This window comes from Bradyrhizobium sp. SZCCHNS3016 (genome assembly GCF_032484535.1).
Taxonomy (GTDB): domain Bacteria; phylum Pseudomonadota; class Alphaproteobacteria; order Rhizobiales; family Xanthobacteraceae; genus Bradyrhizobium.
The window spans coordinates 175049-196518 of record NZ_JAUETE010000014.1 but is presented as its reverse complement, the minus strand read 5'-3'; the positions used below and the strand labels follow the sequence as shown (position 1 = coordinate 196518).

The window sequence follows — 21470 nt, the reverse complement described above, 5'->3', positions numbered from 1 at the left end:
TCCCCTCATTGCAACTGTGACGGCGGCGCGTTGACCGCACGTTTGGCGTGGCGCAGTTTTGCGATCAGATTGTCGTGCCCACAGGCTGCCGGGTCGCCCCCTCCCGGGCCGAACCTGACCTCTTCATCCTCCCAGGCCGCGTCGAGCGCGTGCAGGTCCATCGGATCCACGTCCGCCGCCTTCAGCAGCTCATCGACGATCTCCGCGCGGGGCTGCTCCGCGGCGATCTGGAGCAACGCATCGAACACCGCCCTATAGCTCGACTGCCGACGCCCCAATCGTTCCGCGAGCGCGGCGATGATGTGACTGGTCTGGCCGAGCAACTCGCGCGCGTCCGCAAGCTCCCGGGTGGCGAGGAATTCGAGGAACAGCGGCAGATAATCCGGCAGCTCGTTGCCGGCGATGACGAGGTTCGCACGGTCATACATAGCCCGCAGGTCGACCATGGCCTGGCCGCGGTCGCGGCCTTCGCCATGGACGTGCTCGAACAGATGCAGCGCCAGGGTCTTGCTGCGATCGAACAGCAGGCCGTAGCGCTCCTGCAGGTCGTAGACGTCGCCCGTCGCGATCTCCTGCAGCAGCACATCGAGCTCCCGGCGAATGCCAGGCTGGACGAGGCCTTCCTGGTCGAGCACCCGCGCGAGCTCCGGGATGGCCGCGATCAATTCCCCGCTCGGATAGTTCAGCAATGCCGACAACACCTTGAACGTCTTCATCAGGCGACCTCCATCGGGTTCTTGGCCTTACGCGGCGATCCGAACAGGTTGACTTCGCTTTCGCCCCCGGAGCAGCCGTTGCCGAACGAGAAGCCGCAGGAGCCGCGGATATCAAACGCGTCGGCACCGAGCTCGCGGTGCGCGGTCGGGATCACGAAGCGGTCCTCGTAGTTGGCGATCGCCATGATGTGGTACATGTCGTCGATCTGCGGGCCGCTCAGGCCGACGCGCCTCGCGATCGCCTCGTCGACCACACCGTCGATGGTCTTGGCCCGCATATAGGCACGCATGGCCAGCATTCGCTCGAGCGCCAGCGTCACCGGCTTCTCGTCGCCCGCAGTCAGCAGATTGGCGAGGTACCGCATCGGAATGCGCAAGGATTTGACGTCGGGCATCTCGCCATCGTGCCCGATCTTGCCGGACGAGGCCGCCGACGTGATCGGCGACAGCGGCGGCACATACCAGACCATCGGCAGGGTCCGATATTCCGGGTGCAAGGGGAAGGCGACCTTCCATTCCATCGCCATCTTCCAGATCGGCGACCGTATCGCCGCCTCCAGCCATGCATGAGGGATGCCCTGGCGCTCGGCTTCCGCAAGCACGTTCGGATCGTTCGGATCGAGAAAGATGTCGAGCTGGGCCTGGTAGAGATCGCCCTCGTCGGGCTTGGCCGCGGCCTCTGCGATGCGGTCCGCGTCATACAGCACGACACCGAGATAGCGAATGCGTCCGACACAGGTCTCGGAGCACACGGTCGGCTGCCCCGCCTCGATCCGAGGATAGCAGAAGATGCACTTCTCGGATTTTCCCGAGGACCAGTTATAATAGATCTTCTTGTATGGACAGCCGGAGACGCACATTCTCCAGCCGCGGCACTTGTCCTGATCGATGAGGACGATGCCGTCCTCCTCGCGCTTGTAGATCGCGCCGGACGGGCAGGATGCGACGCATGCCGGATTGAGGCAATGCTCGCACAGCCGCGGCAGATACATCATGAAGGTGTTCTCGAACTGGCCGTAGATCTCCTTCTGCACGCCGTCGAAATTGATGTCCTGAGAGCGCTTGGCGAATTCGCCGCCCAGGATCTCTTCCCAGTTGGGTCCCCACTCGATCTTTTCCATCCGCTCCCCAGACACCAACGAGCGCGGCCGTGCCGTCGGCATCGCAGATGCCTCGGGCGCACTTTGCAGGTGCTGATAGTCGAAGGTGAACGGCTCGTAGTAGTCATCGATCTCGGGGAGGTCTGGATTGGCGAAGATATTCGCCAGAACCCGCCACTTGCCGCCGATCCGGGGCTGGATAGACCCGTCGCGATTGCGCGACCAGCCTCCCTTCCAGCGGGACTGGTTCTCCCAATCCTTGGGATAGCCAACGCCCGGTTTGGTCTCGACGTTGTTGAACCACGCGTATTCCATCCCCTCGCGGCTGGTCCAGACGTTCTTGCAGGTCACGCTGCAGGTGTGGCAGCCGATGCACTTGTCGAGATTGAGCACCATTGCGATCTGAGCACGGATCTTCATTCTGCAGCCTCCGAGGGGGTCGTGGCCGACCGGTCAGCAGTCGACTGGTCCAGCCAATCAATCTTCGACATCTTCCGGACGATGACGAACTCGTCGCGGTTGGCGCCGACCGTGCCGTAGTAGTTGAAGCCATAGGCCTGCTGAGCGTAGCCCCCGATCATGTGCGTCGGCTTCGGAACGACACGCGTGACCGAATTGTGGATGCCGCCGCGCAGCCCCGTCTGCTCGGAGCCCGGCACGTTCACGATCTTTTCCTGAGCATGATACATCATGCACATGCCCTGCTTGACCCGCTGCGAGACCACGGCGCGCGCAACCAGCGCGCCATTGGTGTTGTAGGCCTCGATCCAGTCATTGTCGGCGATACCGGCAGCCTTTGCGTCGATCTCGCTGATCCACACGATGGGACCGCCGCGCGACAGGGTCAGCATCAGGAGATTGTCGGTATAGGTGGAGTGGATGCCCCACTTCTGATGGGGCGTGATGAAGTTCAGGATGACGGACGCATTGCCATTCGGCTTGCGATCGATCACCGGCTTGACGGTCTTGGTATCGATCGGCGGCCGGTAGACGCAGAAGCCCTCGCCGAAGGCCCTCATCCATAGGTGATCCTGATAGAGCTGCTGCCTGCCGGTCAGCGTCCGCCACGGGATCAGCTCGTGGACATTGGTGTAGCCGGCGTTGTAGCAGACCTTCTCCGACTCGAGCCCCGACCAGATCGGCGACGAGATGATCTTGCGCGGCTGCGCGACGACGTCGCGGAATCGGATCTTCTCGTCTTCCTTCGGAATGGCGAGATGAGCATGGTCGCGGCCGGTGAACTGCTCCAGGGACGACCACGCCTTGACCGCGACCTCGCCATTGGTTTCCGGCGCCAGGCTGAGGATCACCTCGCAAGCGTCGACCGCACTGTCGATGCGAGCCAGCCCCCGGGTCGGCCCGTCGTCAGCGACGACGCCGTTGAGGCGCTTCAGGAGCTCGACCTCATGGTCGGTGTTCCAGGCCATCCCCTTGCCGCCATTGCCGAGCTTGTTCATCAACGGTCCAAGCGAGGTGAAGCGCTTGTAGAGATTCGGATAGTCACGTTCGACCACCGTGACCGCTGGCATGGTCTTGCCGGGGGTCGGATCGATCTCGCCCTGCTTCCAGTCCTTGACGTCGAACGCCTGCGCGATTTCGCCCGGACTGTCATGCATGATCGGGGTCAGCACGACGTCCTTCTCGACCCCGAGCACTTCGGGCGCGACCCTGGAGAAGGCCTCGGCGATCCCCTTGTAGATGTCCCAATCGCTGCGCGATTCCCACACCGGATCGATCGCCGCCGAGAGCGGATGGATGAAGGGATGCATGTCGGACGTATTGAGGTCGTTCTTCTCGTACCAAGTGGCGGTCGGCAGCACGACGTCCGAATACATGCACGTGGTCGACATCCGGAAGTCGAGCGTGACCAGCAGATCGAGCTTTCCTTCCGGGGCCTCTTCGTGCCAAGTGACCTCGACCGGTCTATTGTGGCCCTGGTCGCCAAGATCCTTGCCGATCACGCCATGCTTGGTGCCGAGCAGATGCTTGAGGAAGTATTCGTGGCCCTTGCCTGAGGCGCCGAGCAAGTTGGAGCGCCAGACGAACAGGTTGCGGGGCCAGTTCTTCGGATGATCGGGATCCTCGCAGGAGAGCTTCAGCTCGCCCGACTTCAAGGCCTTCGCGACGTAGTCCTTCGGCTCCAGGCCCGCGGCGGCGGAGCGCTTCGATACCTCGATCGGATTGGCCTGCAGTTGCGGCGCGGACGGCAACCATCCCATGCGCTCCGCGCGGACATTGTAGTCGATCAGCGCTCCGCCCCAAGAACCGGCCGGTGCGGTCGGTGAGAGAATCTCGCTGACATTGACCGTCTCGTAGCGCCATTGGTCGGTGTGAGCGTAAAACGCCGAAGTCGAATTCATCTGCCTCGGCGGGCGCCCCCAATCGAGCGCAAAGGCGAGCGGCGTCCAGCCCGACTGCGGCCGCAGCTTTTCCTGACCCACATAATGCGACCAGCCACCGCCGGACTGGCCGACACAGCCGCACATCACCAGCATGTTGATGATGCCGCGATAGTTCATGTCCATGTGGTACCAGTGGTTCAGACCGGCCCCGACGATGACCATCGAGCGCCCCCGGGTCTTGGACGCGTTCGAGGCAAACTCGCGGGCAACCGCGATGATCTGGCCGCGCGGCACGCCGCAGATCGCCTCGGCCCATGCCGGAGTGTACGGTTCCAGATCGTCGTAGCTCCTGCCGAGGTGGTCGCCGCCGAAGCCGCGATCGACGCCGTAATTGGCGGCGAACAAATCGAACACAGTGGCCACGACCGCCTCGCCATCGGCAAGACGAAGTCGCTTCACCGGCACGTTGCGGGTCAGCACATCCGGATGATTGGTGCCGCTGAAGTGATCGTGCTGACGGTTGCCGAAATAGGGGAATCCCACCGGTGCGATGTCGTCCTCGATGCCGGCCAGAGACAGCCGCAGTCGGGTGTCGCTGTTCGCCGAGCTCTTCTCTTCCAGGCTCCACTTGCCTCTTTCGCCCCAGCGGAAGCCGACCGATCCCTTGGGCACGACAATGGCCCCGCTGATCTCATCATAGGCGACGGTCTTCCATTCGGGATTGTTGGCCTCGTCGAGAGATGTGGCGAAATCCGAGGCGCGCACGAACCGCTCAGGAACGAGCCGTCCCTCGGATTTCACCAGCCGCACCAGAAATGGCATATCCGTATACTGGCGCACATAGTCGTTGAAGTACGGCGTCTGCCGGTCGATGTGAAACTCCTTGAGGATCACGTGACCCATCGCCATCGCGAGCGCCGCGTCGGTGCCCTGCTTCGGCGACAGCCAGAGATCGGCGAATTTCGCAGCCTCGGAATAATCCGGGCAGACAACGACGCTCTTGGTCCCCTTGTAGCGTACCTCCGTATAGAAGTGCGCATCCGGCGTACGCGTCTGTGGCACGTTGGAGCCCCACAGCATCAGGAAGCCTGAATTGTACCAGTCCGCGCTTTCAGGTACGTCGGTCTGCTCGCCCCAGGTCTGTGGCGAGGCCGGCGGCAGGTCGCAATACCAATCGTAGAACGACATGCAGACGCCGCCGAGCAGCGACAGATAGCGCGCGCCGGCCGCGTAGCTCACCATGGACATCGCCGGGATCGGCGAAAATCCGAACACGCGGTCCGGACCATGGGTTCTGACCGTATAGGCATTGGCTGCCGCGATCAGCTCATTGACCTCGGCCCAACTCGCCCGCACGAAGCCGCCCAGTCCGCGCTTCTGCACATAGTCCGAGCGCTTGCCCGGATTCTCGACGATCGACTTCCAGGCTGCGACCGGCGTCATCCGCGCTCGCGCCTCGCGCCACAGCCTGAGCAGCCGCGAGCGCACCAGCGGATATTTCACCCGGTTTCCGGAATAGAGGTACCAGCTATAGCTCGCGCCGCGGGCGCAGCCGCGCGGCTCATGATTGGGAAGATCAGGGCGCGTCCGGGGGTAGTCGGTCTGCTGGGTCTCCCAGGTGACGATGCCGCCCTTGACGTAGACCTTCCACGAGCAGGAGCCGGTGCAGTTCACGCCATGCGTCGAGCGCACGATCTTGTCGTGCTGCCAGCGCTTGCGATAGCCCTCCTCCCAGGAACGGTCCTCGGTCGTCGTCACGCCGTGTCCGCCTGCGAACTCCTCCTTGGCCCGGGTGAAGAAGGTCAGCCTATCGAGAAAATGGCTCATCGTTTACGTCCTCATTCAGCGGGTTGGGCAGCGGCCGCGATCGCCCGGCGCCGTTCGACGTCGTGCAGGACGCCGCCCTTGCGGGTGTAGACGGCCCAGGTGATCAGCACGCAGGTGACGTAGAAGCCGAAGAAGCCCCATAGGGCGGCCTGCACGCCGCCGGTGAGGTCGATCGAGGTGCCGTAGGATTTGGGAATGAAGAATGCGCCGAAGGCGGCAATCGCGGAGGTGAAGCCGGTGATGGCGGCGGATTCCTTCTCGGCCTGGCGCAGCCGCGTCTCCGCGTCCGCGGTCGGCATGAGCCGGGTCATTTCCTGGCGCATGATGTTGGGGATCATCTGGAAGGTCGATGCATTGCCGACGCCGGTCGCGAAGAACAGCAGCAGGAACATCGCGAAGAAGCCCCAGAATGCACCGGGCTGATCCTTGATGCCGAGGAAATAGAGCACCCCAAGCACGCCGGCCATCATCAGCAGGAACACCCCGACGGTCACGCGCCCGCCGCCCCATTTGTCGGCCATCCAGCCCGTCGCGGACCGCGACAAGGCACCCACCAGCGGCCCGAGGAATGCGAACTGCAACGCGTCGACGGCCGGGAACTGGGTCTTCGCCAGCAGCGGGAAGCCCGCGGAATAGCCGATGAACGAGCCGAACGTGCCGGTGTAGAGCCAGCACATGATCCAGTTGTGCCGCCGCTGGAAGATGACGGCCTGATCAGCGAAGGACGCTTTCGCGGAGGCGATGTCGTTCATCCCGAACCAGGCGGCGAAAGCACTGGCGACGATGAACGGCACCCAGACGAAGCCGGCGTTCTGAAGCCAGATCGGCATCGGCTGCGACCCGCTCGTCGCCATCGCCGGATCTCCGCCGAACCAGCCGAACACGCCGACCGTGATGACGATCGGCACTACGAACTGGACCACGCTGACGCCGAGATTGCCGAGGCCGGCATTGAGCGCGAGCGCGTTGCCCTTCTCGGCGCGGGGAAAGAAGAAGGAGATGTTGGCCATCGACGAGGCGAAATTGCCGCCGCCAAAGCCGCACAACAGAGCCAATATCAGGAACACCGGATAGGGCGTTGCGGGATTCTGCACCGCATAGCCGATTCCGATCGCGGGTATCAGCAGCGACCACGTGGCCAGCGTGGTCCACAGCCGGCCGCCGAAGATCGGCACCATGAAGGAGTAGAAGATGCGCAGAACTGCACCGGAGATCCCAGGCAGCGACGCCAGCCAGAACAGCTCGTCGGTCGTGAACTTGAAGCCGACCGAAGGCAGCTTCGCAACCACGACAGACCAGACCTGCCAGACCGCGAAGGATAACAGCAGCGCCGGAATGGAGATCCAGAGATTGCGTCGCGCGATGGCTCGGCCCTGCTCCCTCCAGAACGTGTCGTCCTCAGGCCGCCAGTCGGTGAGAACCGCGCCGGCCAGGGCTCCGATGTGCTCGGGCCGGTGGATCTCCTCCATTTCCGGCAGCTCCGGCAGCCTCTTCAGCGCCTCGCCGGCAACGCCGCGCTCCATCTGCCGGATCGAGAGATGCATCCAGACCAGCGCGACCGCGACGAGCAGGAAGAGCAGCATGAAGCAGCTGGTTCGCAGACCGGTGAGATCGACCAGCGCGCCGAACGCGATCGGGAGCACGAATCCGCCGAGCCCGCCGATCATGCCGACCAGGCCGCCGACGGCTCCGACATTGTTCGGATAGTAGACGGGGATGTGCTTGTAGACGGCGGCCTTGCCGAGCGCCATGAAGAAGCCGAGCACGAAGACGATGACGACGAACGGGACGAGCCCCATCTCCAGATGAAAGCCGACCTTTCCGTTGACGGTCGTCACGACGTAGTCCGTCGGCGGGTAGGACAACAGGAAGGTCGCGGCGACACCGACCAGAAATGTCCAGTACATCACGCGACGGGCACCGAAGCGATCGGACAAGTGTCCGCCATAGGCGCGAAACACGCTGGCCGGAAACGAGAACATGGCGGCCATCATGCCGGCCGACTGGATTCCGACACCGTAGACCTTGATCAGGTATTGCGGCAGCCACAGCGACAGCGCGACGAAGGCGCCGAAAACGAAGAAGTAGTACAGCGCGAAGCGCCAGACCTGGATGTTCTTGAGCGGCGCGAGCTCGAGCCAGGCGCTGCCGGCCTTCTGCTTGCGATGCCTTCGCGAGCGGACCACCGGGTCCTCCTCGGAGAACAGCCAGAAGACGATCGCCATGACGCCGATCGCGAGCGCCCATATCTGGGCCACGGTCTGCCAGCCATAGGCGACCAGCACGAACGGCGCGACGAACTTGGTGACGGCGGCGCCCACATTGCCGGCGCCGAAGATTCCAAGCGCAGTGCCCTGCTTGGCCGTCGGATAGAACCGCGACACATAGGCGACGCCGACCGCGAACGAACCACCGGCGATTCCGACGAAGAGCGCGGCGACGAGAAATTGCGGATAGGTATGCGCCCAGGTCAGGAGATAGGTCGCGACCGCCGCGGCGAGCATCACGACGGTGTAGACGCGGCGCCCGCCATACTGATCGGTCCAGATGCCGAGCATCAGCCGGATCAGCGAGCCGCTCAGGATCGGGGTGCCGATCAGGAGACCGAACTCGGTTTCGTTCAGATCCAGCTCTTGCTTGATCCGGATGCCGATGATCGAGAAGATCGTCCACACCGCAAAGCAGATCGTGAACGAGATTGTTGAGAGCCAGAGTGCTCGCGTTCGGTGCTCAGGGCTGAAATCTACGGCGTCCATGGTGGCCTCGACGTATGGCTTCGACGCCACAGCAGTTATTCGGGGCACCAGGGAAAAGTTTTGCGATGCATCAACCGGACGGTCCGGTCGGCCACAATCTGCCAAATGTCTCAGATCGGATTGTCAGACTGCACGTATGCAATTGACTTTTGTCACGGTTCGGCGCGATAGCGGGTGAGTGACTCCTGGAGCTTCGCTTGCGCCCCGACGAACTCGCCCAGTTGAAGACGCTGCCGCTGTTTGCGGACCTCAGCGAGGAGAACCTGAGGCAGTTGCTCGGCGCGGCTCTGCTGCAGCAATTTCCGGCCGGGGTGCGGTTGGCTCGCGAGGGAGATCAGGCCGACTTCCTGCATGTGCTGATTGGCGGGTTGGTGGAAATCTACACCGAGCAGGACGAGGCCGAGTGGGGCATCTCGCTGCTTCGTCCCGTGTCGACCTTCATACTTGCTGCAGTCGTGGTCGATCAGGCGTATCTCAATTCAGCCCGCACGCTGACGGAGTCGCGGGTGCTGCTGATCCCCGCCCGCGATGTAAGGGCACTCTTCGACGAAGACATCGCATTCGCACGGATTGTTGCTCAGGAGCTGGCGTATGCCTATCGCGCTTCTGTCAAGAAACTGAAGGGCACCCTGGCCCGGTCGAGCATCGAGCGCCTCGCCAACTGGATCCTCGCCGAAGCCCAGCGCGAACCGGGGCATGCGAATATCGTCATCCCATTCGACCGCGGCACGCTGGCCTCCCACATCGGCACGACGCGCGAAAACCTGTCACGCAGTCTTGCCCAACTTACGAGCCATGGGGTTCGCGTCCGCGGACGAGAGATCGTCATCGACCACAAGGAGCGGTTGGAGCTGTTTGCCCGGCCAAAGCCCCTGATCGACGATCCCGGCTCGTAGGCTTCTTTAGCGATCGGTCCTGCCCCTCTGTTGGGAACGGCAAATCAGCAGAGTACGGACACGGAGCGTCGATATAGTTCTTCTCCGCCGCACACCCACTCCGCGTGACAGACGCTGAGACGCCCCGAAACCGATCGGCCCTGGAAAGTGCGGCCGGCAAAGCCGTGATCGCGGGCGACGCTGAGGAAAGCAAACCGGACCCGGTGGAAACAGCCACAGCCTCACCGCTTGGCGGAGAGGCGTATCCGAACCGAATGAAGCGAGTGCAGGGAAAGTTGGTAGCGGGGGAGGGACTCGAACCCCCGACCCCAGGATTATGATTCCCGTGCTCTAACCAGCTGAGCTACCCCGCCACGGTGTTCGATCAAGGCAAGACCCGTCGAAGCGGGCGCCGGGGCCTTGTGAACGGGCGGCATATAAGGAGGCGTCTCCGTCCCTGTCAAGCAAAGCTCGCGGGCCGCAACGGTTTTCGCACCAGCGGATTTCTCGGCGACTCTCCAAGGCCTTGCGGATGTATCCGCCACTCGCCGAGGGGCACGGGCCGACGCGCGCGGGAGAGAGCGGCAGCTCGGCAATGCAGATCACAAGAGGCTCATTTCGGCTGCACGTTCGGATTGCCGCCGGGGCTGCCGGGCGGCGGGATCACCGGCGTCGTGCCGCCCTCGGGGGTTGGCGCGTGCATCTCCGGATCGACCCCGCTCGGCGGACACAACACGCCGTTGGTCTTCGCCAGCTTGTCGCCGAGCGGCTCGCCGGCGCGGCCGGTGGTGATGCCGTCGGGCGTCGCCGTCGCGCGGACGTTCGGCGCGCAGGCGGCATTCGCGTCGGGGGCCGGTGCCGTCGCCTGCGGCGGCGTGGCCGGCGTCGGGGGCGCCTGGGCGTGGGCCGCAGCCGCGGCCGAGGCCAGTGCGAACGAGAGGAACAAGGATTGCCTGATGCTCATGGCGGGGCAACGCAAACCCCGCGCTCGCGTTCCGCGCGGATGGCGTGGCAAAGCGCACGGCCAGAGTATCTGGCGATCAGCCCTTGCGGTAGCGAATGAGCGAGAAGTGTCCGAGCGGCGGCATCGGCCGGCGCTCGGCCAGCGTGACGCCGCCATGCTTCGCGGCCCAGTTCACGAGGCGGGCCCAGGGGAACTCCGGCCGCCAGCCAAGCCGGCGCGCGATCGGCGCGAAGGCGAGCTCGAAGAGGCGGCGCGGGCCGCTCTCGGCGCCGATGTGGTTGACCAGGATCAGCTCGCCGCCGGGCTTCAACACGCGGATGAAATCATCGAGCGTCGCTTCGGGATCCGGCACCGCGGTGATGACGTATTGCGCGACCACCGCGTCGAAGAAATTGTCGGGAAAAGCGAGATGCTTCGCGTCCATCACCGCAAGCGTCTCGACGTTGAAGAGCTTCAGCTCGCGCACGCGGGCCTGCGCCCGCCGCAGCATCGGCTCGGAGATATCGACGCCGCAAATCTTCGTGGTCCGGGCATAGTCCGACAAAGACAGGCCGGTGCCGACGCCGACGTCGAGAATGCGGCCGCCGATGCGATCGGCTTCCGCGATGGTCGATTGGCGGCCCTGATCGAAGACCTTGCCGAACACCAGATCGTAGATCGGCGCCCAGCGCTCATAGGCCTTTTCGACCCCCGCGCGGTCGATGTCCCCCATGCCCCTGCCCCGAATGATGGATGCCGATCAGCCGCGGACCGGCTCGGCCACGCGCTGCGGCCTGATCACGTTGCCGCCCAAGCTGCTGCTTTCCGCAACAGCGCTCTGGATGAAGCCGCCGCCGAGCACGCGGGCGCGGCCGGACGCGGCATCGTAGAACACGCAGGCCTGGCCCGGCGAGACGCCCTCTTCGCCGGCGACGAGCTCGACCTCGTAATGGCCGTCCGCACCGCGCAGCCAAGCCGGCTGCGGCGGCCGCGTCGAGCGCACCCGCACGAACAATTCGAGGCCCTCGCGCGCGGCCGCGTCGAGCGCGCCGTCACCGATCCAGTTGACCTCGCGCAGCGTGATGCGATGCGTCCGCAGCGCCTCGCGCGGGCCGACCACGACACGGCGGGTGGCGACGTCCAGCTTGACGACGTAGAGCGGCGCGCCGGCAGCGATGCCGAGGCCCTTGCGCTGACCGATCGTGTAGTTCGCGATGCCCTGATGCACGCCGAGCACGCGGCCCTGGAGATCGACGATCTCGCCCGGCTCCATCGCGTTTGGGCGCAGCTTGCCGATGATGTCGGTATAGCGGCCGGTGGGCACGAAGCAGATGTCCTGGCTGTCGTGCTTGTCGGCGACCTCCAGGCCGAAGCGGCGCGCGAGCTCGCGCACCTCCGGCTTGGTCATGTCGCCGAGCGGAAAGCGCAGATAATCGAGCTGCTCGCGCGTGGTCGCGAACAGGAAGTAGCTCTGGTCGCGATCGCTGTCCGCCGCGCAAGTGAGCGCGCGCGATCCGTCCGCCAGCCGCCGCGAGGCGACGTAGTGGCCGGTGGCGAGCACGGAGGCGCCGAGCTCGCGCGCGGTCTTCAGGAGATCGCCGAACTTGATCGCCCGGTTGCACTCGATGCACGGCACCGGCGTCTCGCCCGAAGCGTAGCTGGCGGCGAAATTGTCGATCACGGACTCGCGGAAGCGGTCTTCGTAGTCCAGCACGTAATGCGGGATGCCGAGGCGCTCGGCGACGTTGCGGGCATCGTGGATGTCCTGGCCGGCGCAGCACGCGCCCTTGCGGTGCGTCGCCGCGCCGTGATCGTAGAGCTGCAGGGTGATGCCGACGACGTCGTAGCCTTCCGACTTCAACAGCGCGGCCGTCACCGACGAGTCCACGCCGCCGGACATGGCGACGACGACCCTGGTGTCTTCGGGACGGCCTTCGAGATCGAGACTGTTGAGCATGATCCGGTCACTGCGATCGCGGCGTCAGGCAACGGGTTCCCGGCGCGGGAACGCCTCGCATGCGCCGTCTTTGCGGATGGCTTGCTTCCGGCGATCTCCGACAGGATGTCCTGATCGGAAACAACACGAAAGCATCTGTCTCTAATATAGGCGCACTTCCTGCGAAGCAATTGCGCCGGTCGCAGATGCCGGCGGCAAATCTTGCCGGCCGGGCAGAAATGGCGAGGACGCAGCGGGGGATCCGCGCCGCGATCGATTCCATAAGAAATTGAATTTATTGACTATTTTCAGTGGCGCCGGCTTGGCCCGCTCCTTGCTGAACTGCTTCGTCGAGTTCATCGCGAGAGGTTCCAAGGTGTTCAGCGTCACGTCAGACATCCAGGCCGGCACGGCTCTCAAGACCACGGCGCCGAGACAGTCCCGTCAGGATGCTCCGCAGCCGTCCGACAGCTTCTCGGCGCTGGTCGACGCCGCGACTCCGGATCCGTCGACAGCGTCGCCGCCCACCTCCACGTCGCCGTCACCGCGCGCCGGCAGCGCCTCCACCCCGAGCCGTGAGCCGGCGCGGGCCGGCGACGCCGATCGCACCACCCAAGCCAGGTCGCAGGACAAGCCGGCGGACAAGGCCGACGGCAGCACCGCGCGCGCCGACGGCAGCGGTTCGGATACCACGGCCGGCGCGACCGCCGACAAGCCGACCAAGACGGATGCGGCCGGGACCGCCGACGGCAAGACCAGCGACGGCAAGACCGGCGACAAGAAGGACGGCGATCAGACCAGCGCGGATGCGAGCGCCGTGACGACCGCGGTAGCCGAGCAGACCCTGACCGTGCCGACGCCGGTCGCCGTCGCCATCCAGCCGGAGACCATCCTCGCCAACCCTGCTACCGGCGATGGCACGGCGGACGGCGACGGCCCATCCAACGCACCCGGCGCCACCGCGCCCGTCGGAGCATCCGGTGTTGGCCCGCAGGGCTCGGTCGATGCCGCGGCGGGTCTGCTGGCGGCCGCAGCCAAATCCACCGGCGCGGCCAAGGATGCCGACGGAGCCGGATCCGCCGCGGCGGCGCCCGAGACGGCAGCGGCGGCCTCCGGCGACGCTGCCGCATCTGCCGATCAGACCTTCACCGCCGCGCTCGATGCGGCCGTTCCCGGCGGCACCAAGACGACGGGCAAGCCGGGCACCCAGACCAAGACGGGGCTCGCCGACGGCGCCGCCGGCAAGGTCACCGAACCGGGCAATGGCAACGTCCAGGCCACTCAGCAGCCGGACCATGGCGCCCTCGCCCAACAGCCAGCTGTTGCAGCCAAGCCGGACTCCGTCGAGGCCGGCGACGGGAAGGCGAATGGCAACGTGCAGGCACCAGCCTCACGTGATCGCAACGCCGCGCCGACGACCAGCCCGACCAACGCGCCGGCGCCCGACCCGAACGCACAGGCCACGGCCGCCGTGCAGCCCCAGCTGTCGACGCCGGCCGTATCGACCAGCCAGATCACCTCGGCCAACCTGACCGCGACAGCCGCCACGGCGGCCGCTGTGCCGCTGCACGGGCTTGCCGTCGAGATCGCAGCCTCCGCGCTCAACGGCAAAAGCCGCTTCGAGATCAGGCTGGATCCGGCCGAGCTCGGCCGCATCGACGTCCGGATCGACGTCGACCGCAACGGCCAGGTGACCTCGCATCTGCGGGTCGAGAAGCCGGAGACGCTGGCGATGCTGCAGCAGACGGCGCCGCAGCTGCAGCAGGCGCTGCAGGACGCCGGCCTCAAGAGCAACAACAGCGGATTGCAGTTCTCGCTCCGCGACCAGAACTCGTCCGGCCAGAACGGCGGCGATTATCAACAGAATGGCAACGCACAACGCCTGATCGTGACCGAGGACGAAAACGTCCCGGTCCAGCTCGCCGGCCGGTCCTATGGACGGATGTTCGGCGCGCAAGGCGGCGTGGATATCAGGGTTTAACAGGAGGCTTCCATGGCAATCGGCGACGCAATCACGTCAAGCCCGCCAGTCTCGGGCACGACCAACACCAATTCGTCATCCGGAAACAGCAACCTCGGCTCGAGCGCGGGCTCGACGATTGCAGGCAACTTCCAGACCTTCCTGACGCTGCTGACGACGCAGCTGCAGAACCAGAATCCGCTGGATCCGCTGGACACCAATCAGTTCACCCAGCAGCTCGTGCAGTTCGCCGGCGTCGAGCAGCAGCTCAAGACCAACGATCAGCTCGCATCGCTGCTCACGATGCAGCAGACGGCACAGGCGACCCAGGCGCTGGCCTTCGTCGGCAAGACCGCGGTCGTCGCCGGCGACACCACCAGCCTGTCCAGTGGAAAGGCGAGCTGGGGCCTCACCATCCCCAAGAACTGCAATCTGACGGTCAACATCATCAACAAGGCCGGGCAGACCGTCTTCACCGGCAAATATACGGCCAACGCTGGTGACAACCAGACCTACAGCTGGAATGGTCAGGGCAATGACGGCACGCAATGGCCGGATGGACAGTACAAGATCACGACGGTGGCGACCGACGCCACCAACGGCAATCCGGTTGCGATCAAGACCCAGGTCCAGGGCGCGGTGTCCTCGGTCGACCTGACCCAGCAGCCGCCATTGCTGACGATCGGCGGCCAGACCTACACGGTCAATCAGATCCGGCAGATCGTCGGCTAGCCCCCAAGGCCCGCAACAAGGCCCGCAACCGGCTCCTGAGACCGCGGATGCGCCTGCAGCAGAGCTTGAACATCAAGCTCTGCTGCCGCGGCGACATGTCAGCGTAAGCGCCGGAAATTCTTAACCAATCATTTACCACGATTCCGCTCCCGGGGCGTCTCGCCACCGGAAGTGGCGGCGTTCGCGCACAGCGCCGGATTCGCGCCCTTGGCTTAGGCAAATTTTAAGCGAGGCGGCGTAGGGTCTTACCGTGAGTTCAGTGGTTAAGAGTTTGTGAGTACGCCATGACAGAACCCCATCGCCCGAGGGTGAAATACGTCATCGGGCCTGACGGCAGCCCGCTCACCATCGCGGATTTGCCTGCCCCAGGCACCAAGAGGTGGGTCATTCGCCGGAAGGCGGAAGTCGTTGCCGCCGTTCGCGGCGGCTTGCTATCCCTCGAGGAAGCGTGCAGCCGCTACACCCTGACCGTCGACGAATTCCTGTCGTGGCAGTTCTCGATCGACCAGCACGGTCTGGCCGGCCTGCGCACCACCCGAATTCAGCAATATCGCCAATAGATCGCTACCGACGCGACTGGACTTCTTCGAAAATCGGCTTGGCCCTGCCAAGCCGATTTTTTGCATGTCTACACTTTGTTAGGACCCTTTAACCACCGTTAACCATATCGAAACCTTCCCATAGGCAATAATTGCCCAGTGGTTCGTTTCAACCTCCGCAACCCGTCCCGCGAATGGCGGGGGCAGCGGCTGACATCGGATCGCCACCTGGAATGCGGGTGTTGGTGAAGGTTAAGGATTGAATTTCGCGATCTATGCAACCGGCCGTAAAGGCCCGCGAAGCTCAAATCACCTTTCAGCAGCCACCCGTCGAAATGCCGAACTATGGGGCAGTTGCTTGCAAGGTCTCTTGGACTTCCTGAAGGGTTTGGGCGCCGCGCGGCTCACCGCCATGATCGCAGTCACCGCTGCTCTGATCGGCTTCTTCGGTTTCGTCATCATGCGCGTGACGGCGCCGCAGATGACCACCCTCTTCACCGACCTGACCATGGAAGACTCCTCCAGCATCATCAAGGATCTGGAGCGGCAGGGCATCGCCTTCGAGATCCGCAACGAAGGCAGCGTGATCCTGGTGCCGAAGGACAAGGTCACCCGGCTGCGCATGAAGCTCGCCGAGGGCGGCCTGCCCAAGGGCGGTGGCGTCGGCTACGAGATCTTCGACAAGTCGGACGCGCTGGGCACCACGAGCTTCGTCCAGAACATCAACCATCTCCGCGCGCTCGAGGGCGAGCTCGCCCGCACCATCCGCGCCATCGACCGCGTCCAGGCGGCACGCGTCCATCTCGTCCTGCCGGAGCGGCCGCTGTTCTCGCGCGAGACCCCGGAGCCGTCCGCCTCGATCGTCGTGCGCGTGCGCGGCACCCTCGAGCCGGCGCAGATCCGCGCCATCCGCCACCTCGTCGCGTCCGCCGTCAACGGCCTGAAGCCGCAGCGGGTGTCGATCGTCGACGAGGCCGGACAGCTGCTCGCCGACGGCACCCAGACCGACATCGACCAGCAGGTCGGCGACGAGCGCCGCAACGCCTTCGAGAAGCGGATGCGCAAGCAGATCGAGGACATCGTCTCTTCGGTCGTCGGTGCGGGCCGCGCCCGCGTCCAGCTCTCCGCCGACTTCGACTTCAACCGCATCACTCAGACCTCCGACCGCTACGATCCGGAAGGCCGCGTGCTGCGCTCGAGCCAGACCCGCGAGGAGCAGTCGGCGACCAACGAGAGCAACGGCCAGGTTACGGTCAACAACGAGCTGCCGGGCAACCAGCAGAACCAGCCGCCGCAGCAGCCGCGGGACCAGAGCAAGAAGACCGAAGAGACCAACAATTACGAGATCTCCCGGACCACCAAGACGGAGGTCACCGAGGCAGGACGGGTCAACCGCATCTCGGTCGCGGTGCTGGTCGACGGCGCCTACTCCAAGAACGAAAAGGGCGAGCTGGTCTATCAGGAGCGCAGCAAGGACGAGCTCGACCGCATCGCCGCGCTGGTCCGCTCCGCAATCGGCTTCGACCAGAAGCGCGGCGACCAGGTCGAGGTGGTCAACCTGAAATTCGCCGACGCTCCCACGGTGCCGCAGATCAACGAGCCCACCGGCTTTCTCGGCATGCTCCACTTCACCAAGGATGACGTCATGTACGTCATCGAGCTCGCGGTGATGATGCTGCTCGGCATTGTCGTCGTGTTCATGGTGGTGCGGCCGCTGGTGAAGAAGATCATTGCCACCGAAGAGGTCGCCGCCCTGGGCGGCGGCCTGCCGGCGCTCACCGACGAAACCGTCCAGGCAGCCGCTCACGCCCAGCAGACCGCCAGCCTGATCGACGTCGCCCAGGTCCAGGGCCAGGTCCACGCCCAGTCCGTCCACCGGGTGGGCGAGCTGGCCGACCGCAACCCGGGCGAAGCCGCCGCCATCATCCGCCAGTGGCTCGCCGAGCCGCAGCAGAACTGATCCGACCGACGTGAACCGCCTGAACTGAAAAGAACGTAGACGCCATGTCGCTGCCGCAGACCCAGAACGCCAACGCCAACAACAACGACATTTCCACGGTGATCGCGACGCTGGCGAGCCGCCAGGCGCAGCGCCCGAAGACCGAGCCCTTGAGCGGCCCGCGGCGTGCTGCCGTGATGATGCTCGCGCTCGGCGAGCAGTATGGCGGCAAGATCTGGCAGCAGCTCGATGACGACGAGGTGCGTGAACTGTCGCTCGCGATGTCGACGCTGGGAACCATCGAAGCCGACGTCGTCGAGGACCTGATGCTCGAATTCGTCTCGCGCATGTCTGCTTCCGGCGCGCTGATGGGCAATTTCGACGCCACCGAGCGGCTGCTGCAGCAATATCTGCCGCCGGAGCGCGTCAACGGCATCATGGACGAGATCCGCGGCCCCGCCGGCCGCAACATGTGGGAGAAGCTCTCCAACGTCCAGGAAGAGGTGCTCGCCAACTACCTCAAGAACGAATATCCGCAGACCATCGCGGTCGTGCTGTCCAAGCTGAAGCCGGAGCATGCCGCGCGCGTGCTCGCGATCCTGCCCGAGGACATGGCGCTCGACGTGATCGGCCGCATGCTGCGCATGGAAGCGGTGCAGAAGGAGGTCATCGAGCGGGTGGAGCAGACCTTGCGCACCGAATTCATGTCAAACCTGTCGCAGACCCGCCGCCGCGACGCCCACGAGGTCATGGCCGAGATCTTCAACAATTTCGACCGCCAGACCGAGACCCGCTTCATCACCTCGCTGGAGGAAGATAACCGGGAGTCAGCCGAGCGCATCAAGGCGCTGATGTTCACCTTCGACGATCTGATCAAGCTCGATTCCGCCTCGGCGCAGACGCTGCTGCGCAATGTCGACAAGGACAAGCTCGGCGTGGCGCTCAAGAGCGCCAACGAGGAGGTCCGCAACTTCTTCTTCGGCAACATGTCGTCGCGCGCCGCCAAGATGCTGCAGGACGACATGGCCGCCATGGGACCGGTGCGGCTGCGCGACGTCGACGAGGCGCAGGCCCTGCTCGTCAATCTCGCCAAGGATCTCGCCGCCAAGGGCGAGATCATGCTCAGCAAGAACCGCGCCGACGACGAACTGGTGTATTGATGGCTCAGCCCGCGAAATTCCTGTTCGATACCGACTTCGCCGCACCGGAGAAGACGACGCGGGAGCGTGCGGCCACGTCCGCCGAGATCGCACAGAAGGTCGCGGCCGCCGAAGCCGCCGCCTACCGCAACGGCTATGAGGCGGCGCAGCGCGAAGCCAAGGTCGAAGCCGACCGCCGCGTCGCGTCGGCGCTGGAACAGATCAACATCCAGTTGCAGGGCATCTCCGCCCGCTTCGAAGGCATCGAGCAGCGGATGGAAACCGAGGCCGTCGATGTCGCGGTCGCCGTCGCTCGCAAGCTGTGCGCGGCGCTGATCGAGGCGGAGCCGCTCGGCGAGATCATCGGCCTCGTGCACGACTGCTTCGCGCATCTGGTCGCCACGCCGCACCTCGTGCTGCGCATCAACGAGACGCTGTACGAGCTCGCCCGCGAGAAGATCGAGAAGCTCGCCAAGCAGAGCGGCTTCGAGGGGCGCCTCGTGATCCTCGCCGAGCCGGAGATCGCGACCGGCGACTGCCGCATCGAATGGGCCGATGGCGGCGTGGTGCTGGAGCGCGCTGCGATCGACGCCAAGATCAACGAGCTGGTCGGACGCTACATGGCGTCCAGGAAGAACTAGGCCGCTGCGGCGGCCGAAGGAGTTTAAGTCATGAGCGACAACGAGATCCCGCTTCCCGACCTCAATTCCGCGGACGCGCCTCCGTTGGGCGGAGACGTCGGCTACAACGAAGAAGAGCATGCCGCGCGCATCGCGGCCGACCTCGAGGCGGTGTTCGACGTCCCGGTTCAGGTCTCGGCCGTGCTCGGCCGCTCGAAGATGGATGTTGGCGAGCTCCTGAAGCTCGGGCCCGGCACTGTGCTCGAGCTCGACCGCAAGGTCGGCGAGGCGATCGACATCTACGTCAACAACCGGCTCGTGGCACGCGGCGAGGTGGTTCTGGTCGAAGACAAGCTCGGCGTGACGATGACCGAAATCATCAAGTCCGACCGCAACTGACAGGCATGACCTGCGTGCCGATCGAGAGCGGCGCGACCGAATAGGAGACCAACATGCGGCTTCTCATCGTCGGAACGCTGAAGGGCCAGTTGACGACGGCCACCAAGATCGCCATGGAGAACGGCGCCACCGTCACCCATGCCGAGGACAATGAGCAGGCGATGCGCGTGCTGCGCGGCGGCAAGGGCGCCGACCTGCTGCTGGTCGACGTCGCGCTCGACATCCGCGACCTGGTGATGCGGCTCGACGCCGAGCACATCCACGTGCCGATCGTCGCCTGCGGCATCACCAGCGATGCACGCGCCGCGGTCGCCGCCATCCATGCCGGCGCCAAGGAATACATTCCGCTGCCGCCGGATCCCGAGCTGATCGCGGCGGTGCTCGCCGCCGTCGCCAACGATTCACGCGACCTCGTCTATCGCGACGAGGCGATGGCGAAGGTGATCAAGCTTGCCCAGCAGATCGCCGGCTCCGACGCCTCGGTGATGATCACCGGCGAGTCCGGCACCGGCAAGGAGGTGCTGGCGCGCTACGTCCACACCCGCTCGGCCCGCGCCAAGCGTCCCTTCATCTCGATCAACTGCGCCGCGATCCCCGAGCATCTGCTGGAATCCGAGCTGTTCGGCCACGAGAAAGGCGCCTTCACCGGCGCGGTCGCCCGCCGCATCGGCAAGTTCGAGGAGGCCAATGGCGGCACCCTGCTGCTCGACGAAATCTCGGAAATGGACGTGCGGCTGCAGTCCAAGCTGCTGCGCGCCATTCAGGAGCGCGTGATCGACCGCGTTGGCGGCACCCGCCCGGTGCCGGTCGATATCCGCATCATCGCGACCTCCAACCGCAACCTTGCCGACGCCGTTCGCGAGGGCACGTTCCGCGAGGACCTGCTGTTCCGCCTCAACGTCGTCAACCTGAAGATCCCGCCGCTGCGCGAGCGCCCCGCCGACATTCTCGAGCTGGCGCAGCATTTCGCGCGAAAATACTCCGAGGCCAATGCCGTGCCGCTGCGGCCGATCTCGGCGGACGCCAAGCGCATCCTCACCACCAATCGCTGGCCGGGGAACGTGCGCGAGCTGGAGAACACGATGCATCGCGCGGTGCTGATGGCGCAGGGCGACGAGATCGGGCCGGATGCCATCCTCACGCCGGACGGCACCCGTCTCGACATCGGCAAGACCCAGCCTGCCGTCGCGCATGCTACGATGGCCGCGGAACAGGTCACACGCGCTTTGGTCGGCCGCACGGTCGCCGATGTCGAACGTGACCTGATCCTGGAGACCCTGAAGCACTGCCTGGGCAACCGGACACATGCGGCCAATATCTTGGGCATCTCGATCCGCACGTTGCGCAACAAGCTCAACGAATATGCCGACGGCGGCGTGCCGATCCCGCCGCCAGGCTCCGGCGACACGCCGCGTATGCCGAGCGCCGTATAATCTGCCCATCCGGATCGTTCTCGGCGGCGCGCTGGCCCTCGGCGCGCCGCTTGCCGTTTCGCCGGCTGATGCCGCAACGCGCGGCGTGCTGTCCGGCTGCTGGGAGCAGACGTCGCACGCGCCGCTCGTCAATCCGTCGTCGGGTCAGGAATGGGGCGCCCGGAGCTGGTGCTTCGCAGGCAAGGGCAAGCTGATCTCGCGAACGATCGCCTGT

At 65.0% G+C, this 21470-nt stretch carries 16 protein-coding genes and 1 tRNA gene; 9 read left to right on the top strand and 8 right to left on the bottom strand.

The window, feature by feature from the left end; genetic code table 11:
- Positions 1 to 5: 5 nt before the first annotated feature.
- Genes narJ through QW881_RS25160 form a run of 4 tightly spaced genes read right to left on the bottom strand, consistent with a single transcriptional unit; the run spans position 6 to position 8741 of the window.
- A complete protein-coding gene (narJ, locus tag QW881_RS25175; protein WP_315757295.1) occupies positions 6 to 716 on the bottom strand; it encodes a nitrate reductase molybdenum cofactor assembly chaperone in 711 nt (236 codons plus the stop codon).
- A complete protein-coding gene (gene narH / locus QW881_RS25170; RefSeq protein ID WP_315757296.1) occupies positions 716 to 2236 on the bottom strand; it encodes a nitrate reductase subunit beta in 1521 nt (506 codons plus the stop codon). The genes narJ and narH overlap by 1 nt, the downstream gene beginning before the upstream one ends.
- Complete coding sequence (locus tag QW881_RS25165; RefSeq protein WP_315757297.1) at positions 2233 to 5985, bottom strand: nitrate reductase subunit alpha; 3753 nt, start codon at positions 5983 to 5985, stop codon at positions 2233 to 2235. The genes narH and QW881_RS25165 overlap by 4 nt, the downstream gene beginning before the upstream one ends.
- Positions 5986 to 5996: 11 nt before the next feature.
- Complete coding sequence (locus QW881_RS25160) at positions 5997 to 8741, bottom strand: MFS transporter (RefSeq protein ID WP_315757298.1); 2745 nt, start codon at positions 8739 to 8741, stop codon at positions 5997 to 5999.
- Between the two features lie 197 nt (positions 8742 to 8938).
- Here QW881_RS25160 and QW881_RS25155 point away from each other — a divergent pair, with 197 nt between their 5' ends.
- Positions 8939 to 9637: a helix-turn-helix domain-containing protein gene (locus QW881_RS25155; protein WP_315757299.1), complete on the top strand. Its 699-nt coding sequence runs from the start codon at positions 8939 to 8941 to the stop codon at positions 9635 to 9637.
- 276 nt (positions 9638 to 9913) lie between these two features.
- Here the strand turns inward: QW881_RS25155 and QW881_RS25150 are convergent.
- From QW881_RS25150 to mnmA, 4 genes are all read right to left on the bottom strand, one after another.
- Positions 9914 to 9990, bottom strand: a tRNA-Met gene (locus QW881_RS25150).
- 239 nt (positions 9991 to 10229) lie between these two features.
- Entirely contained in the window at positions 10230 to 10580 is a 351-nt protein-coding gene (locus tag QW881_RS25145; protein ID WP_315757300.1) for a hypothetical protein, read from the bottom strand.
- 76 nt (positions 10581 to 10656) lie between these two features.
- Positions 10657 to 11292, bottom strand: coding sequence for a class I SAM-dependent methyltransferase (locus QW881_RS25140; RefSeq protein ID WP_315733850.1), 636 nt, complete (start codon positions 11290 to 11292; stop codon positions 10657 to 10659).
- A gap of 27 nt (positions 11293 to 11319) precedes the next feature.
- A complete protein-coding gene (mnmA, locus tag QW881_RS25135; protein ID WP_315757301.1) occupies positions 11320 to 12516 on the bottom strand; it encodes a tRNA 2-thiouridine(34) synthase MnmA in 1197 nt (398 codons plus the stop codon).
- Positions 12517 to 12871: 355 nt separating this feature from the next.
- Here mnmA and QW881_RS25130 point away from each other — a divergent pair, with 355 nt between their 5' ends.
- The 8 genes from QW881_RS25130 (at position 12872) to QW881_RS25095 (ending at position 21256) form a co-directional block, all read left to right on the top strand.
- Positions 12872 to 14476: a flagellar hook-length control protein FliK gene (locus QW881_RS25130; protein ID WP_409999007.1), complete on the top strand. Its 1605-nt coding sequence runs from the start codon at positions 12872 to 12874 to the stop codon at positions 14474 to 14476.
- Positions 14477 to 14488: 12 nt separating this feature from the next.
- A complete protein-coding gene (locus QW881_RS25125) occupies positions 14489 to 15187 on the top strand; it encodes a flagellar hook assembly protein FlgD (RefSeq protein WP_315733856.1) in 699 nt (232 codons plus the stop codon).
- A gap of 284 nt (positions 15188 to 15471) precedes the next feature.
- Entirely contained in the window at positions 15472 to 15747 is a 276-nt protein-coding gene (locus tag QW881_RS25120; protein WP_002714638.1) for a DUF1153 domain-containing protein, read from the top strand.
- Between the two features lie 337 nt (positions 15748 to 16084).
- Positions 16085 to 17686: a flagellar basal-body MS-ring/collar protein FliF gene (fliF, locus tag QW881_RS25115; RefSeq protein WP_315757303.1), complete on the top strand. Its 1602-nt coding sequence runs from the start codon at positions 16085 to 16087 to the stop codon at positions 17684 to 17686.
- A 44-nt stretch (positions 17687 to 17730) separates the two neighbouring features.
- Complete coding sequence (gene fliG / locus QW881_RS25110; protein ID WP_315733860.1) at positions 17731 to 18825, top strand: flagellar motor switch protein FliG; 1095 nt, start codon at positions 17731 to 17733, stop codon at positions 18823 to 18825.
- Positions 18825 to 19445 (top strand): FliH/SctL family protein, encoded by a 621-nt coding sequence (locus QW881_RS25105; RefSeq protein ID WP_315757304.1) that lies wholly within the window; start codon positions 18825 to 18827, stop codon positions 19443 to 19445. Before fliG ends, QW881_RS25105 begins: the two co-directional genes overlap by 1 nt.
- A 30-nt stretch (positions 19446 to 19475) precedes the next feature.
- Positions 19476 to 19823, top strand: a complete 348-nt coding sequence (fliN, locus tag QW881_RS25100; RefSeq protein WP_315733864.1) for a flagellar motor switch protein FliN — start codon at positions 19476 to 19478, stop codon at positions 19821 to 19823.
- 53 nt (positions 19824 to 19876) lie between these two features.
- Positions 19877 to 21256: a sigma-54 dependent transcriptional regulator gene (locus QW881_RS25095; protein ID WP_315757305.1), complete on the top strand. Its 1380-nt coding sequence runs from the start codon at positions 19877 to 19879 to the stop codon at positions 21254 to 21256.
- The last annotated feature ends 214 nt before the right edge of the window (positions 21257 to 21470 follow it).